At 59.7% G+C, this 14,952-nt stretch carries 13 protein-coding genes; 4 read left to right on the forward strand and 9 right to left on the reverse strand.

Going from position 1 to position 14,952, the window contains the following annotated elements; genetic code table 11:
* Positions 1 to 67: 67 nt before the first annotated feature.
* Positions 68 to 1,552, reverse strand: coding sequence for a chemotaxis protein CheW (locus AC3ISG_RS12565; protein WP_489297050.1), 1,485 nt, complete (start codon positions 1,550 to 1,552; stop codon positions 68 to 70).
* Positions 1,549 to 3,315, reverse strand: a complete 1,767-nt coding sequence (locus AC3ISG_RS12570) for a methyl-accepting chemotaxis protein (protein WP_489297051.1) — start codon at positions 3,313 to 3,315, stop codon at positions 1,549 to 1,551. The genes AC3ISG_RS12565 and AC3ISG_RS12570 overlap by 4 nt, the downstream gene beginning before the upstream one ends.
* A 564-nt stretch (positions 3,316 to 3,879) precedes the next feature.
* Here AC3ISG_RS12570 and AC3ISG_RS12575 point away from each other — a divergent pair.
* The gene (locus tag AC3ISG_RS12575) at positions 3,880 to 6,126 is read left to right on the forward strand and encodes a putative bifunctional diguanylate cyclase/phosphodiesterase (protein ID WP_489297052.1); all 2,247 of its coding nucleotides are present in this window, start codon (positions 3,880 to 3,882) and stop codon (positions 6,124 to 6,126) included.
* Positions 6,127 to 6,443: 317 nt separating this feature from the next.
* Positions 6,444 to 7,583 carry a glutathione-independent formaldehyde dehydrogenase gene (locus tag AC3ISG_RS12580; RefSeq protein ID WP_122537083.1) on the forward strand — a complete coding sequence of 380 codons (1,140 nt, stop codon included), beginning with the start codon at positions 6,444 to 6,446 and terminating at the stop codon, positions 7,581 to 7,583.
* Positions 7,584 to 7,715: 132 nt separating this feature from the next.
* Here the strand turns inward: AC3ISG_RS12580 and AC3ISG_RS12585 are convergent, their stop codons facing one another.
* Both AC3ISG_RS12585 and AC3ISG_RS12590 read right to left on the reverse strand, forming a co-directional pair.
* Positions 7,716 to 8,339, reverse strand: a complete 624-nt coding sequence (locus AC3ISG_RS12585; protein ID WP_489297053.1) for a dTMP kinase — start codon at positions 8,337 to 8,339, stop codon at positions 7,716 to 7,718.
* Between the two features lie 3 nt (positions 8,340 to 8,342).
* The gene (locus AC3ISG_RS12590) at positions 8,343 to 8,888 is read right to left on the reverse strand and encodes a glutathione peroxidase (protein ID WP_485618390.1); all 546 of its coding nucleotides are present in this window, start codon (positions 8,886 to 8,888) and stop codon (positions 8,343 to 8,345) included.
* A gap of 347 nt (positions 8,889 to 9,235) precedes the next feature.
* Here AC3ISG_RS12590 and AC3ISG_RS12595 point away from each other — a divergent pair, with 347 nt between their 5' ends.
* Entirely contained in the window at positions 9,236 to 10,771 is a 1,536-nt protein-coding gene (locus tag AC3ISG_RS12595) for an EAL domain-containing protein (RefSeq protein WP_241043617.1), read from the forward strand.
* 186 nt (positions 10,772 to 10,957) lie between these two features.
* Positions 10,958 to 11,119, forward strand: coding sequence for a hypothetical protein (locus tag AC3ISG_RS12600; protein WP_122537087.1), 162 nt, complete (start codon positions 10,958 to 10,960; stop codon positions 11,117 to 11,119).
* Positions 11,120 to 11,277: 158 nt separating this feature from the next.
* Here AC3ISG_RS12600 and AC3ISG_RS12605 read toward each other — a convergent pair whose 3' ends face one another.
* Genes AC3ISG_RS12605 through AC3ISG_RS12625 form a run of 5 tightly spaced genes read right to left on the reverse strand, consistent with a single transcriptional unit; the run spans position 11,278 to position 14,888 of the window.
* Entirely contained in the window at positions 11,278 to 11,517 is a 240-nt protein-coding gene (locus AC3ISG_RS12605) for a Rieske (2Fe-2S) protein (RefSeq protein WP_489297054.1), read from the reverse strand.
* A complete protein-coding gene (locus AC3ISG_RS12610; RefSeq protein WP_489297055.1) occupies positions 11,510 to 12,355 on the reverse strand; it encodes an iron-containing redox enzyme family protein in 846 nt (281 codons plus the stop codon). Before AC3ISG_RS12610 ends, AC3ISG_RS12605 begins: the two co-directional genes overlap by 8 nt.
* Positions 12,352 to 13,197, reverse strand: coding sequence for a dihydrodipicolinate synthase family protein (locus tag AC3ISG_RS12615; protein ID WP_489297056.1), 846 nt, complete (start codon positions 13,195 to 13,197; stop codon positions 12,352 to 12,354). Before AC3ISG_RS12615 ends, AC3ISG_RS12610 begins: the two co-directional genes overlap by 4 nt.
* On the reverse strand, positions 13,190 to 13,702 hold the full coding sequence (locus tag AC3ISG_RS12620; RefSeq protein WP_489297057.1) for a DUF6190 family protein: 513 nt from the start codon (positions 13,700 to 13,702) through the stop codon (positions 13,190 to 13,192). Before AC3ISG_RS12620 ends, AC3ISG_RS12615 begins: the two co-directional genes overlap by 8 nt.
* The gene (locus AC3ISG_RS12625; protein ID WP_489297058.1) at positions 13,695 to 14,888 is read right to left on the reverse strand and encodes a pyridoxal phosphate-dependent aminotransferase; all 1,194 of its coding nucleotides are present in this window, start codon (positions 14,886 to 14,888) and stop codon (positions 13,695 to 13,697) included. The genes AC3ISG_RS12620 and AC3ISG_RS12625 overlap by 8 nt, the downstream gene beginning before the upstream one ends.
* Positions 14,889 to 14,952: the final 64 nt, after the last annotated feature.

The raw sequence follows: 14,952 nt of genomic DNA on the forward strand, positions 1-14,952 counted from the left end.
AGTTGGACAGTCCATCCAATAGCAGCGACCAGGCTGCTCAGTGGGCTTGGGGGCCATCATCTGTTGCTCAGCCGGCGCGGCGTTGGGTGTCTTCCTGAGCCTCGGCCTTTTCCAGCCCTTTGACGACGTTGCTCAAATTGATCAGCGTCATCCAGCGGACCTGATCGCCCTTGCCGATGCTCACCAGGCTGCGCATGCGGTCATTGACCGACCCCCTGATGCTCGCGCTTCGCTCCCACCCTTCGGGATGCTCGGAGGCCGGGTGGGTGAAGGTTTCAATGGAGTCAGTACGGTTGACCACCAGCCCGAAGTTATTAACCTCGCCTTTAACCAATAGCACCCGTTCCAGGGCATTGCCGGGAGGCGTGGTGCCTTCTACCAGACTGCTCAGGCAGACCAGCGGAATTTGCTCGCCGCGCAAATTGAAACTGCCCAGCAAATGGGTGTCCGGTTGCGCAAACCGGACAAAGTGCTCGGGCATATCAAGGATTTCCAACACTTGATCAAGCGGCACCACAAACTGCTGCGCCGCCTGGAATAGCAGGCACGTCTGGTTCATCTGCGCGAGGCGATCGCCTAGCGCGTCCTGCTTTGGCGGGCCGGTCTGATAGATCCTGGCGAAACTGAGCGTCTCCGAGCGTTCCAGCAAATCGCAATGTTCAAGCAACAATGCCTGGTCTCCGTTCTCCAGCCCGACAACACCGGCAAACATCCCGGGCTCTCGTAATCCATAGCGGGGCAGCGGCAGGATTTCATGGGCACGCTTGCACACGATCGAGATCATTCGGTCATAGACCAGACCGATGCGATAGCCTTCTGCCGAGGTCAACACCAGCAATTGATTCTGGGGCTGCGCCATTGCCGGACGATCAATGCCCAGTATCCGGTTCAGGCTCAAGGCAGGCACATCAACCCCGCGCCGGTTCACGACGCCCAGGCAATAATCGCCCCCCAGCTTGCTCGGCAGCATGTCCGGGCGGTCGACCAGTTCGGTGATGGCTTTCGCGTCCACGGCGTAGCGCTTTCCTTCGCACTCGAACAACAGCAAGTGACGCAGCGCCTGGGATAGGTCCTGCACCTGTACTGGATGGGCGACATCGCCCGCGTGCGCAGTCAACACCTGCGGCAAGCCACACAACGCGTCCAGGTCGAGCCGGTAAATCATTCGTTCATGTTCCAGCATCACGAGTTCTGGCAGCAGCGCAACCGCGGTGCCCTCCCCGCCGAGACGGCACAGGTTTCGCGCCTCGACTTTCATCACGTCACTGACGCCGCTGACCGCAATGCCCAGGCGTCGGCCTTGATGATTGACGATGGCAACCATCTCCAGCGGATCGTGCCGGGACACATCGTGCTCGCCGAACAACGAGCGGAGCTCGATCAGTGGCAGCGCCTTCCCGCGCAGGCTGAACATGCCGAGCAATGCCCCGCCTTGCAGCGGATGGGGCTGCAGCCGGGTGGGCCAGTTGATCACCTGCTCCAGTGCCTGAGCTTCAATCGCAACTTCCAGAGCGCCCAGCTTGATTACTCCAAACGCCAGGGCGTCGCTCATAGCGTTTCAACCTGGCCTGGGGCGCTCAAGCCCTTGCCCAACCCGGTCGCCAGCTTGATACGGTTGAGCTCGCCGATCAGGTCAGCGACCCGCTCAGCCAGATGATGCTGTTCTTGCGTCGCCGCGCCGATGGTCGTCATCGCGCCATTGGTCTTTTCCACCCCGGCAACGATCCGCTCGAACGCGCTCCCTGCGCTGCGGGAGATCTCGCTGCCGGAGTTGATGCGGCGGACCGTCTCCTGGATCAATTTGTTGATCTTGGTGGTGGCTTGCGAAGACTTTTCAGCGAGCTTGCGCACTTCGTCGGCCACCACTGAAAAGCCCAGGCCATGCTCACCCGCCCTCGCCGCTTCAATCGCGGCGTTGAACGCGAGCATGTTGGTCTGACCGGCGATCGTGCTGATCACCTCGATGATTTCCTGAATGTCTTCTGCCGATTTGCCGATGGTGTCCATCGCCGCGGACGCCTCGCTGAGGGTCTGGGATCCGCGCTGGGCTTCATCCTGGGTAATGCGCGCCTGATCGTTGGCGTCGCCAGTGGTTTTGACCACCTCGTCGATGGCCTGCATCAGACGCGTGACGGACTCATCCATCGCCTGGGTCTTGGCTTCAATGGCTTCTTCCAGCTCGACCTGAGCGGTAATGTCGGTGGCGAATTTGACCACCTTGTAGGGTTGCCCCACCGCATTGAACACTGGGTTGTACGTCGCCTGAATCCAGATTTTCTGACCGTACTTGCTGATGCGCATGAAGCGCCCGGTGAAAAACTTGCCGCTGCTCAGCGCGCCCCAGAATTCACGATAAGGCGTGGTCTTGACGTACTCGGGTTCGCAAAACAGCGAGTGATGGCGGTTCTTCAATTCCTCCATCCGGTAACCGACCAGATCAAGGAAGTTGGCGTTGGCCGAGAGGATATTGCCGCTCAGGTCGAACTCGATCACGCCCTGGGCGCGGTTAATGGCGTTGACCTTGCCTTCGTGCTCCATTGTGCGAACTTTGGTATCCGTCACGTCGGTGGCGAACTTGACGATCTTGTAGGCCTGGCCCTGGGCATCAAGGATCGGATTATAGGACGCCTGAATCCAGACATCCCGACCGTCCTTGCTCAGCCGCTTGTACTCGTTGGCGTCGTACTCGCCCTTGCTCAGCTTCTCCCAGAATTCGCGGTATGCCAAAGACGCGGCGTATTCGGGTTCACAAAACATCCGGTGGTGCTGGCCCACGACTTCGTCCAGCGTGTAGCCCAAGGCCGAGAGGAACTTGCTGTTGGCGGTCAACACATAGCCTTCAGGGCTGAATTCGATCAACGCCTGTGAACGCTCGATCGCCTCGATTTTGCTTTCCCATTCGGCATTGCGATTGCGCACTTCGGTGACATCGCTGGCAAATTTCACGATTTTGAAAGGCTTGCCATTGTTGTCCATCACCGGGTTGTAGGTAGCTTGCAGCCAGATCTGCCGTCCGTCCTTGGCCTGACGCTGGTACTGGCCGGCATCGAACTTGCCGGTGCCCAGCTTCTCCCAAAACATCAGGTATTCCTTGCTGGTCGCATAGTCGGGCATGCAAAACAGCCGGTGATGGCGCCCACGAATTTCTTCGAGGTCGTAACCCATGCACTCGAGAAAGTTCTGGTTGGCATACAGCACGTTCCCTTGCAGATCGAATTCGATCACGGCCTGGGAACGGTCGATAGCGCTGAGGAGGGAGTTCAGGTCTGCGCCGGTCTGGGCAAGTTCGGCAGTCGAATTGGAGTTATTGTTCATGGGGCAGGTCCGCAAAAAATGATGTTGAGTGGGCGGGGCTCCTTCCCTGAAAAGCGTTCGGCGACCGCGGTTCACTGTTCGTGAGACGCCTCATACAGAGGCGCGCTCGGGCCGGGCGCAAGTGTTCTCGTCTTGTAATGTTGACGTTTCAGATAATCGATCGGCAGCAGCTGCCAGAAACTTTAGGCAAGGTTGTACATTTATTTAATCTTGTACAAGTTTGAACCTTCGGTGCGAAAAGCAAGTCCCTGCTGAAGACCTTCGGTTTGCCTGTCCAGCCCGTGGTAGTGTCGTCGCTCCCGCCGCGCCATTGAGCGACATTCCCTGCGGGTCGGCGCACTCCCAGGGCATGGCGAGACCATGGGAAAGCCTGCCTTGGTGATCGCCGTCTGACGCGCAAATCGTTCCCACATTGCCCTGTTGAACTTCGTCGACACGCCGATACCGAAAGTGCTACCGGCTTGCAGGTGCAGCAGTTCTCCCACCCAGCCGCTCCAGGTTCACGATCGTTACGCGTGTCGAATAACCGCCTGGCACTTCGTCCCCTTTTTTCAGGTAATGCACATGGCCGCCAAGGCTCACCCCGGTTTGAAGAATCATGAAGTTTTGGGTCATTTTCTCGACGCTGCTTCCCACCTGACCGGGGCGACGGGCGCCATCCTGATAGTGCGAGACGAAGAGCAGTGGCGCACGGTGGCCACCTACGGTACTGCGCCGGAGGTGCGCGCAGACGACATCACCGGCGGCTGGTTAAAGATGGTGTTGTCCTACGGGGACGTCGTCGACGTTGGCGAGGCCATGCCCGCTGACGCTGCGCTGCCTGCCGGGCTGGATCGAGTGGTCAACGAGTCACTGGTCTGCGTCGCCCTTCGGGATGGCGACGCTGCCCTGACCGGTGCGGTTTTGATGACGATCCCGCTCCCCCACAAGCGACTCAGCGCCGCGCATATCTATGGCGTGCAAACCCATGCAGCCGACCTCTATGACTCCCTCAAGACGGACCCCACACCTGCGGCCGGCGGATCAGCCGTCATCGAGCGCCTGCGCTTGCTGGAGTCGGTGGTGGTCAACGCGAAGGACGCCATCCTGATCACCGAAGCAGAACCGATCGATTTGCCCGGACCGCGCATCGTGTATTGCAATCCGGCGTTTCTCACCACTACCGGTTTCAGCCTCGAAGAAGTCATGGGAAAGACGCCGCGGATCCTGCAATGCCCTGAGACTGACCGTGCCACGCTGCAGCAAATCAGGGCCGCGCTGCAGCGCTGGGATCCCGTCGAGGTCGAACTGATCAACACGCGTCGTGACGGGACCAAGTTCTGGGTGCAGCTCAGTATCGTGCCGGTGGCCAACGAGAAAGGCTGGTTCACTCATTGGGTTTCAGTACAGCGCGACATCACAGAGCGTAAAGACGCAGAACAGAATTTTCGCCAGGCCCAGCTTGATCGCGAGGAGCGCGTGGCGCTTGAGTCGCGGCTGATCGAGCGGGAGCGTATTCAGGACGAACTCTCCTACGCGGCATTCCACGACGAGTTGACGAGGCTCAAGAATCGCGGGTATTTCATGGCTCGCATCCATTCGGCGTTGAGCAGAGGGAACGCCGGTAATCCCGGTGCGGCCACGGTGTTGTACCTGGACCTGGACCGATTCAAGTATGTCAACGACGGCATGGGGCATCATGCGGGCGACAGCTTGCTCAAAAGCGTGGCAGAGCGCCTGAGCGAGTGCATTGAGCCCACGGCGGTGATCGCCCGCATCGGGGGCGACGAGTTCGCGATATTGCTGACCGACGAAGGCCATCAGGAGCAGGCGATCGAGACCGCCAAGCGCGTGACCCACGCCCTCAGCTTGCCGACCGCCATCGACGGGCAACAGCTTTTCATCTCCTGCAGCATTGGCATTGCAACGCTGGACGTTCAGCACACCACCGCCGAAGACCTGATCCGGGATGCGGACGTGGCCATGTACGCGGCGAAAAAGAAAGGCCGTGGCAGCTGGGCCGTCTTCGACCTCTCCATGCGCCAGGCATCCATCGACCTGTTGGTGATGCAGAACGCGCTCAAGCACGCGATCACTCGCGATGAGTTCTACCTGGTGTACCAGCCGATATTCTCCATCACCACTGAAGCGGTGGTGGGCGTTGAAGCATTGGTAAGGTGGCGCCACCCGACCCTGGGGATCGTCGCGCCTGATGTGTTCATCAGCGTGGCTGAAGACATTGGCGTCATTTGCGATCTGGGTCAGTGGGTCATGCGCAACGCCTGTCGCGAGGTCAAGCGGTGGGGTGACGCTACCGGTCCGGCCGGTATCAAGCTGAACGTGAATGTGTCAGGGGTCGAGCTCAACCGCAAAGACTTCGCCCTTCAGGTCGCCGGGATTATTGCAGAGACCGGATTCGATGCCCGCGCCTTGCAGATCGAAATCACCGAGTCAGTATTCCTGCATGAGCCGGAAATCGTTGCCAAGACCCTCGAAGACCTTCGCGCCCAGGGTATCCGGATTGCGCTGGACGACTTCGGAACGGGCTACAGCTCCCTCGGCTACATCGACCGCTACCCCATTGACGCCATCAAGATAGATCGGTCCTTTGTCACCCGCATGATGAAACATGAACGCAGCGTCGCCATCGTCAAAAGTATCCTGTCCCTTGGCGAAGCGCTGGATCTGGCGATTGTCGCCGAGGGCGTTGAGACCCCTGGTCAGATGGACCAGCTCAGGGAATTGGGCTGTCCCTATGCTCAAGGCTTTCTGCTCAGCCCGCCAGTGCTGGCCGAGGATGTTCTGACACTGCTGGTTGCGAAAAGGCGATGACAAGCCGCCTGGCAATCGCAGAACCGATGCCGCCGGTCGACGCGGTGACCCGTGCGAGTTTTGTATTCGGTTGAATGTTCATCTCCACTCCGTCACATCAGGTTGATGAGACGCAAGTCACCCTGGTGGAGCTGCCACGAATTGCACAGTTGGGGTGGAGCTTCTCATCATCAGCGGGCCACAAGGCCCGTTCCAGAGCCTTTTGCCAGCATCTACCGTTCGTCACTCGCGGCAAATCTCTTTGAACGGCAGGTCAGTACGGTCGTACTAAAACTGGCGAACTATCCGTATCTGCATCTCATTGTTCTGGAGAACCCATGAAAGCCATTATTTACAACGGTCCTTACGACGTCAGCGTTCAGAACGTTCCCGATGCCAAAATTGAAAAAGCGACCGATGTCCTGGTCCGCATCACCACCACCAACATTTGTGGTTCCGACCTGCACATGTACGAAGGCCGCACCAGCTTTGAAACAGGCCGGATTCTGGGTCACGAAAACATGGGCGAAGTCATCGAAGTCGGTGCCGGAGTCGATCGCGTGAAAGTGGGCGATATGGTCTGCCTGCCGTTCAACATCGGTTGCGGCTTCTGCGATAACTGCGAGCGCGGCCTGACCGGTTACTGCCTGACCGTCAACCCTGGCAGTGCCGGTGGCGCCTATGGTTTTGCCGAGATGGGGCCTTACGAGGGCGGCCAGGCCGAACTGCTGCGCGTGCCGTATGGTGACTTCAACTGCCTGGTGCTGCCTGAAGATGCCAAGGAAAAAGAAGACGATTACGTCATGCTGTCGGACATCCTTCCAACCGGCTGGCACGCGACAGAATTGTCCGGCCTGCTGCCGGGTGAAAGCATCGCGATCTACGGCGCAGGCCCGGTCGGACTGATGGCTGCCCATTCGGCGATGATCAAAGGCGCCTCGCAAGTCTTCGTGGTCGACAACCATCCAGACCGTCTGGCCCTGGCGGCCAAGCTGGGCGCCACGCCGATCAACACGGCGCAGACCCAGGCCGTCGAGCAGATCATGAACCTGACCAACGGCAAAGGAACGGACCGTGGCTGCGAATGCGTGGGTTATCAGTGCTGCGACAAGCACGGCCACGAAGCCAATCACGAGACCATGAATAACCTCGTTGCCTCCACCAAGCCAACCGGCGGTATCGGTGTCGTGGGTGTCTTTGTGCCACAGGATCCGAACGCCGCCAGCGATCTCGCAAAAGAAGGCAAGATGGCCTTCGACTTCGGCTCTTTCTGGTTCAAGGGTCAGCAGATTCGTACCGGCCAGGCCAACGTCAAGGCGTACAACCGTCGCCTCGCCGAGCTGATTCACCATGATCGCGCCAAGCCATCGCAGATCATTTCTCACAGCCTGAAGTTGTCCGAAGGTCCGGACGCCTACAAGCACTTTGATCAGCGCGACGACGGCTGGACCAAAGTCGTGCTCAAGCCATCGGCGTAACGCTGCCGGGTAATCCGTCAACGCAGCGCGTAGACAGGCCATCGGGACTGGAGGGGATTTGTCCCCTTCGGTCCCGAACTGCGTTTATGGGTATAGAAACTGCCGTATTCGAGTCATTCACCTCGGTGCCTGCTACGGCAAAGCGACTTCACGCACTTTGTCGATCTCTGCGATCACCTGCCTCGTTGCATGTTCGATCAGCCCTTCGTTTCGGCACAGCACCCAGCCGTTATCCGATATCGCCCGCTCAAAGGCTTCAGTGCAAGCGGTGTGCTCCTCCAGCGTATGAATCACCGTACTGCTTAACCCACGCCGGCGTGCCGCTGCCCTCGCCCATGAAATCCCGGCCGCAGTGACGACACCGACATGCACGTCCGGCGCTCGCACGTCCTGGTCAATGTTCAACTGCAGGATCTCTGCGAACGGGACCATCCGGCGAAACGCGGCGTCCGACGGGTACCAGCGATCGATCAGGATGATGCTGTCGGCTGGCTGTTGAGTCAGCACATGCCGGGAGATCCAGCCACGGCTGGCCGCCAGACGCTCACACACCTCCCATTCCAGATCGCGATCGGGCTGTCTGGCCAGCCGGTTAACGAGGGCCATTGTTTCACCCCGGTGGGGATCACGTTTGCTCTCGCACAACCGGATCACTTTCTGGCCGTCAGCCCTCAGTGACTGGGTGACGGCCTCCAGCAGCGTCGTCTTACCGACACCCTTTGGCCCATCCAGAGACACAAACAGCGGACGACTCATGCGTCAAACAGCGAGGGCTTCGTCAATGGCCGCAGTCAGCCGTGGATCATCGGCCGTCACATCCGGCGCAAAGCGACCAATCACCTTGCCATCGCGTCCGATCAGGAATTTCTCGAAATTCCACAGGACCTCGGTGCCTGCGCCGCTTTCGATACCGTAGCCCTTGAGGCGTTCACGGAACGGGCCGTCGCCGGTGGCAGCGGGCTGGGCGGCCGTCAGTTCACGGTAGAGGGGATGGGTGTCGTCGCCGGCGACGGAGATTTTCGAGAACAGCGGGAAGTGCACGTCGTAGGTAGTCGAGCAAAAGGACTGGATGTCGCTGTCGCTGCCCGGCTCCTGTTCCTTGAAGTTGTTGGCCGGAAAACCCAGCACCTCGAGCCCGGCGTCTTTCTTGCTCTGGTAAAGGCTTTCGAGCCCCTCGTATTGCGGCGTCAGACCGCATTTGGAGGCCACGTTCACCACCAGCAGCACTTTACCCTTGTACTGGCCCAGGCTGGCTGGCGTGCCATCGATTTGCTTGAGGGGAATGTCGTACAGAGAATCGGTCATGGTTAGCTCCTTCGTTACTGAGTTGGCTATCGCCGGGTGAGTGGTCTGTGATCGAGGATCAGTGGTCGGACTGCACGGACACCTTAAAGCATGCGGCCAATGATTCAGTCATGATTTCCGCTTTCGTTTCAAGGCAGTGGCCTCCGAGGGATCATCACACTGCGGCCTTTACCCTTTTTCGATTACACGCAGACCACCGTTCGGCGTCCAGGCAAGATTCTGCGATCAACGGTACGAACCTATGTGCGAAGATGGCAGTCTGACATCACAATTCCCTTTCTGGCCCAGTGAGGCCTGACATGAATGACCTGCACCGCCGCAACCCTTGTCGCCTGCCTATATTGCTAATGATCGCAGTGTCCACTGTGATTGGCCTGTCCGTCCTGTGGGAATTCAAGCTCGAAGGCTGGGTCATGCACTGGCTCGCCCTGCCCTACGACGCTGACTTTGAAGACGCCGAAAGGTGGCGTTTCGTCCTGACCTCGACCGGATTTTCGCTGATTTCACTGATCGTCCCGACCATTCTGCTCAGACGCCTGATTGCCAACGCCCAGTCGAGCTTCCGTCGACTGAAGCAGGCGCAGGCGCAGACAGAAACCCTGGCCACTTATGACTCGCTGAGCGGTCTGGTCAATCGACGTATTTTCATGAACATGGTGCGCAATCAGCTCGGTTTGCGGCGGCCTGCGGCGGTCATGCTCATTGATCTTGACCATTTCAAGGCGGTCAATGATCAGCACGGTCACGCAGCCGGCGACCTTGTGCTGTTCGAGATAGCCCGCAGGCTGGAATCCATCGCCGACGATAACGGCGGGGTGGCGGTGCGTCTGGGGGGTGATGAGTTTTGCCTGCTGTTTCTCAACTTCAAACACCAGACTGAGCTGTGCCAGATCGCCGAAGCCGTGGTTGTTCAGCTCAGTGCGCCGTTGTCTACCGCAGTCGAGCCCTCGGCACTGGGCGCCACGATCGGCATTTCCCGGTCATGGACAGATGCGCAAGAGGCATCGGCCTTGCTGCACTGCGCTGATACGGCAATGTACCGGGGCAAGAAAAGCGGGCGCTCGACCTTCAACTTTTATGACAGCGAATACGAACGGCAGCGCCGGGCCCAGGCCGACCTCGAACTGGCGCTGAAGCGGGCGGTTGAAGAAGACGAAATCGTGCCCTACTTTCAGCCAATCGTGGCGCTCCCCTCGCAGGAGGTCGTGGGTTTCGAGGTGCTCGCACGCTGGCTGAAACCCGACGGCAGCACCGGCACGCCGGCGGAGTTCATCCCTGTGCTCGAGCGCCTGGGGCTGATTCCCGTCATGACCCGCTCTCTGATCAGGCAAGCCTGTCGCGCCGCCAACCGCTGGGACGACCGCTTGCGCCTCTCAATGAACGTCAGCGCGACCATGGTCACCGACGTGCTGTTTCCCGATCAGTTGCTGAACCAGCTGCGGGAAGAACACTTTGCGTTTCATCGCTTCGAAGTCGAAATCACCGAGGAGGCCCTTGTCGGCAATCTCGACGCGGCACAGCGGAACCTGAGCAAGTTGCATGATCACGGCATTACGGTCGCGCTGGATGACTTCGGCATTGGCTACTCGAGTCTTTATCACCTGACCCGCCTCTCGATCGACAAGATCAAAATAGACCGGTCGTTCTTTGAACCCGGGCAGACCGATCACTTGCCCATGGTCGAAGCGATTCTGGGCATGGCCCGCAGCCTGAAAATGCAAGTCACGGCCGAAGGGGTCGAGGAATTTCACCTGCCCCATCTGCCGTCGTGGCTGGCGAACAGCGGATGCAATTACGCCCAGGGCTACCTTTATGGCCGTCCGAAGCCGGCCTCGAGCCTGTTCTGCTACACGCATTCATCTTTTGTGCAGCAAGCATGCTGAGGGTTCGCCAGCATTTCCCGTGTCGACATCGTCCGCCCGCGCGACCGGGTCATGGGGCTCAGTCATCGCGGATCGAAATGCACTGAACGCTGGACCCGGCACTGACTCCAAACCTTGTCCCGACGCCCACGGCCACCGTGCCGCGTCGGCAGGCATTCGAATCATCTGCCCACCCAAGGAATTCCCATGACTGATCCACGTAACGTCGCCCACGACAAAAAAGTGCAGCAAGAGAAAAAGAACCACGGCGAAGAAGTCGCGCCGGATGCCGTGCACGCCCCCCAGCCCGGCATGAAGCCTGCGCTCAAGCACGACGAAGATGCGACCGAGCAAGACGAACAGGCGTGAATCAGGCACTGACCTGAGCTGAGACCCAGCGTCTGGCGGCGCTGACGAACGTCAGTCGCCGCCGCACGGACGCCCGCCCCCCAATCCTGCGAATTCCGCGCCAACCCAACCCAACTCAAGCCAAACCACGCCACGCGAATCCGCGTCCCTGCAAGCCGTCACGTCAATTTGCGGCAGGTCAGACTCCCGCAGGCAGGGCCGCTCAACTGCTCGCCCGTTTCCAGACTGAACACCGAGAAGTGCAGCGGACAGGCGATCGTCCGTCGGTTGTGATTGACGGTCCCATGCTCCAGCCAGCCCTCGCGGTGCGGGCAGAGACTGGGCACTTCGTAGAGGTTGTCCCCGGCCTGAATCACGAAGGTCGCCGGCCTGAGTGCCACTTCCCCTTCGTCAAGCATGGGCAACGCCCTCGCCGATTTTGATCGACTGAGCCTTGTACACCGCCTGATCGAACGCATGGTTGGTGATCAACCGCCCCATGCAGATGCCTTGCCAGGCATTGGCGTGGTTCAGTTGCTTGTCGTTGTCCATCGCTTTGAGCAGCCGCTGACCTTCAAGGGCATGGAAGACGTCGATGTGCACATGTTCGCTGTAATAGGTATGGGCTTTGATCCCGAGCCTGTCGCACAGCGTGGTGTAGCAACCGAAGAAGAACGGCACCACCGTCTCGAAGTAAGTGATGACGCCAGCGAAATACGACGGATCCCGGGCACGCATGGTCAGCCAGCAGAACATGTTGGGAAACGTGCAGCCTGCCTCGGCGTTCGCTTGAATATTGCTTTCCAGATCCGTCGGCATGCCCAGCTCATCCAGCAGCACCTGATAGAGCGTGGTGTGCGAACGCTTGATGTTCCCCGAGCCGAACTCGTCGATCATCATCCGCAGCATGGGCATCTGGGCCTCAAGGCTCAGACGCGGCATGAGGTGATAAAACACCTGGGCTTCGGTGAGACCGTCGAGGGCGAACTCCTGCACAAGGATCTTGAATTCGTCCAGGCTCATATGTTCGGCCACGTAGCGCGCCGTCTCGGGTTCCTCTGCCTTGTCCTCATCCACCAGCGCCGCGAGCATGGTGCGCAGTTCGCCCAGATTGGCCGGCTGCTGCTCGGTCATGCTGTCGCGGATCGCAGCGTCAAGCCATTGCTGCTCGAACTGCAGCAGCTCGGCGGGGATGGGCTGAAGCTTCTCGATCAGTGCCCGGTTTGCGCGAAACAGCGATTTCTGGGAAACGGTCATCTGGCGTACTCCGCACTGACTGGCTCGAGAGCAACGCGCTCGTGAGCACTCTGTTTCTGCGTCGTGAGCGACGAACGCAGGACCCCGCGAGCCGCCAGTTCGCGCTTCACGTGTGCGTACCAGTCATCCTCACCCAGGCAGAATGTGTCATTCAGCCGGGCCACGATGGCCGCAACGTCTGGCTGCTGTGCGAGGCAGGCCACCCGGCACAGGGCCGGCTCGAGGTTGGCAAGGGAGACAACGTTTCCATCGCTGATCAACGCGCCGGCCAGCTCCCGCTCCCAGCCGATGAAGTAATCCACGCCCTCCCCCCGAATCCGGTCGATCTGCGCCTGCGTCCGCGCCTGGCTCGGCGAGTCCTTGAGGCCGGTCACACGCTCCAGCCGAGCAATTTTCAACAGCGTGTCGAAGCTCTTTTCATTACCCGACAGCGCCGATTCGTTGTAGACCAACAGGTCCAGCGGGGTGCGGCTGTGAATGGCCTGGTAGTGGGCCAGAATGTGCGCCTGACTGATGCCTTCGGCAAAGGGTGACGTCACGATGATTTCCCTGGCGCCAAGCTCCCCCGCGAGTTCGGCCCGTTCAATCACCTCCTCAGTGGTGGGGGGCTCAATGCCCGCCACAACGCGATGGGTGTCTCCGGCAAACTCCAGGGTGTACCGGAGCATGTCGGTCCACTGCGCAACGGACAGGTTCCAGCCTTCGCCCGAGGTCAGACACGGGATAAATCCCTCAACCACCGGCGCGCAGGCACGAACGAGCTGCTTCACGCTTTGCCGGCAGACATTGGCGTGTGCGTCGAGCGGCGTCACCAGGGGCACCAGCACTTGATGTCTAGACATGCTGGTAATCCTCTTCGGCAATGACCAGGTCAAGGGACGCGTTGTACAGCCGCTGCAGACCGTCGGGAAACCCATGGACGCCGGACGCGGCGTCAAATGAGGCCAGGTGCGGTTTCAGCGCCGCGCAGTTCTGGTAGTCGCGGTCATGGGTGTAGAAGAGGCAATCGGCCTCAAGCACCTGCGCCGCCTGCAGGCGTTTTTCCGCAGGCAGCCCGGCCAGCTCCGGGCTGCTCGCCGCCCGGGTCAGCGCTGCGTCGCTGTAACCCGCGCGCAGAATTTTCATGTCGGAGTGCAGGACATCCATAAAGGGGTAGTAAACGTCCTGAAGCGCGCGGGGCTTCTTCCAGATAATGGCATCGCAGACGCCAACCTGGCTGAAGCTCATGCGCACTTGGCTGTCATAGCGCCGGGTGAAGAATCCCAGCGACTTGGCGCGGATGTCGGCATTTTTGTGGTGCATGCCCATGAACACCGTCGCATCAATCATCGGCGCCTCTTCAAGCATCGTAAGCCTCCAGCGCCTGGCGGATAACCTGCAGAGCTGCTTCGAAAGCGTCAGGGTCGCGTGCCAGGGCCAGGCGCACAAAAGAGCGACCTTGCTCCGGATGGCTCCAGAAGAAATAGCGACCGGGCAAGACGTAGGCCTGATGGGTCAGCAGGTAGGCTTGCAGGTCATCGCCCGAGAGGTCATCGCGCTGGATTTCAAACCAGGCGACGCTGGTTTCAATGGCCGGCTCGATGTAACGCAGCATCGTGCCCTCAAGGTATTCCCGTGCCACGCTGCGGTTGGTCTGCAGCACGTCGCGAACGGAGGCAAAGCCATCGGCTTCGCTGTCGTTGATGTACTCGGTGACGACTTGAAGAATGAAGGGCGAAACGTTGAGCAGCACGCTGGTGACGATGCTGTAGATCTCCGGGTTCAAGCGGCGACTGCTCATCAATGTCGCGCACTTGGTGTCCTGCAGCGGCCAGGTTTTGCCGGTGTCTTCCATCACCAGGTAATCGGTGCCGATCTCATCGAGGATGGCGTAAGCGTCGACACGTTGACCGCCGGCCACTTTCAGAAACGAGGCGAAGCAGAAGTCCAGAATCAGGATCTTGTCGTGATCGCGGCAGTATTTCGCGACTTCGATAAAGGTTTCCGGGCCCTCGGCGAACATGGACGTGCCGGTCGGGTTGTTCGGGTCCACCAGAAAAATCGCGTCAACCGACGATGCGGTCTTCTCCAGCAGCCGGTAGACCTGGGTAGGGTCAGCCAGGATAGCCTCCGGCAGCGGCGTCATCGGCACTTCCATGTGCTTGAGCAGATCGTGCAGGTTGTCGAAGCAGGGTTCGATCAGGGCGACGCTCATGTCGTGCTTGCGCAGAAAGGTGGCGGTGATGTGCATCGCCACCGAGGCGGCGTACACCAGGTAAATCTCATCGCTGCGCTTGAGCGCATGGTGCTGACCGTGAAACTGAAAAAATGCCTTGATGAACGCTTGCTCACTCTCGTATTGGGTCAGCGTCTGCGCGCGTTGCCACAACTGGGGGAGCTTTCGGACGATGTCGGCCTGGGTGCTGCTCTGGTTCTGGTGGGTGTGGGCATCGGCAAGGTTGTACCGGGTTTTGAGGGCGGTAATTTCGTGCTGAGTAATGTCTTCCAGGACACGTGCTTCATGCGTACTGACGGGCTGGGCAGAGAACGTCATGAGGGATCCCTCTCATTGTGGGTGTGTTATCAGGGCTGCCCGGCAATCATTCTGTATTCCTTTT

Source organism: Pseudomonas sp. GL_135 (genome assembly GCF_057834665.1).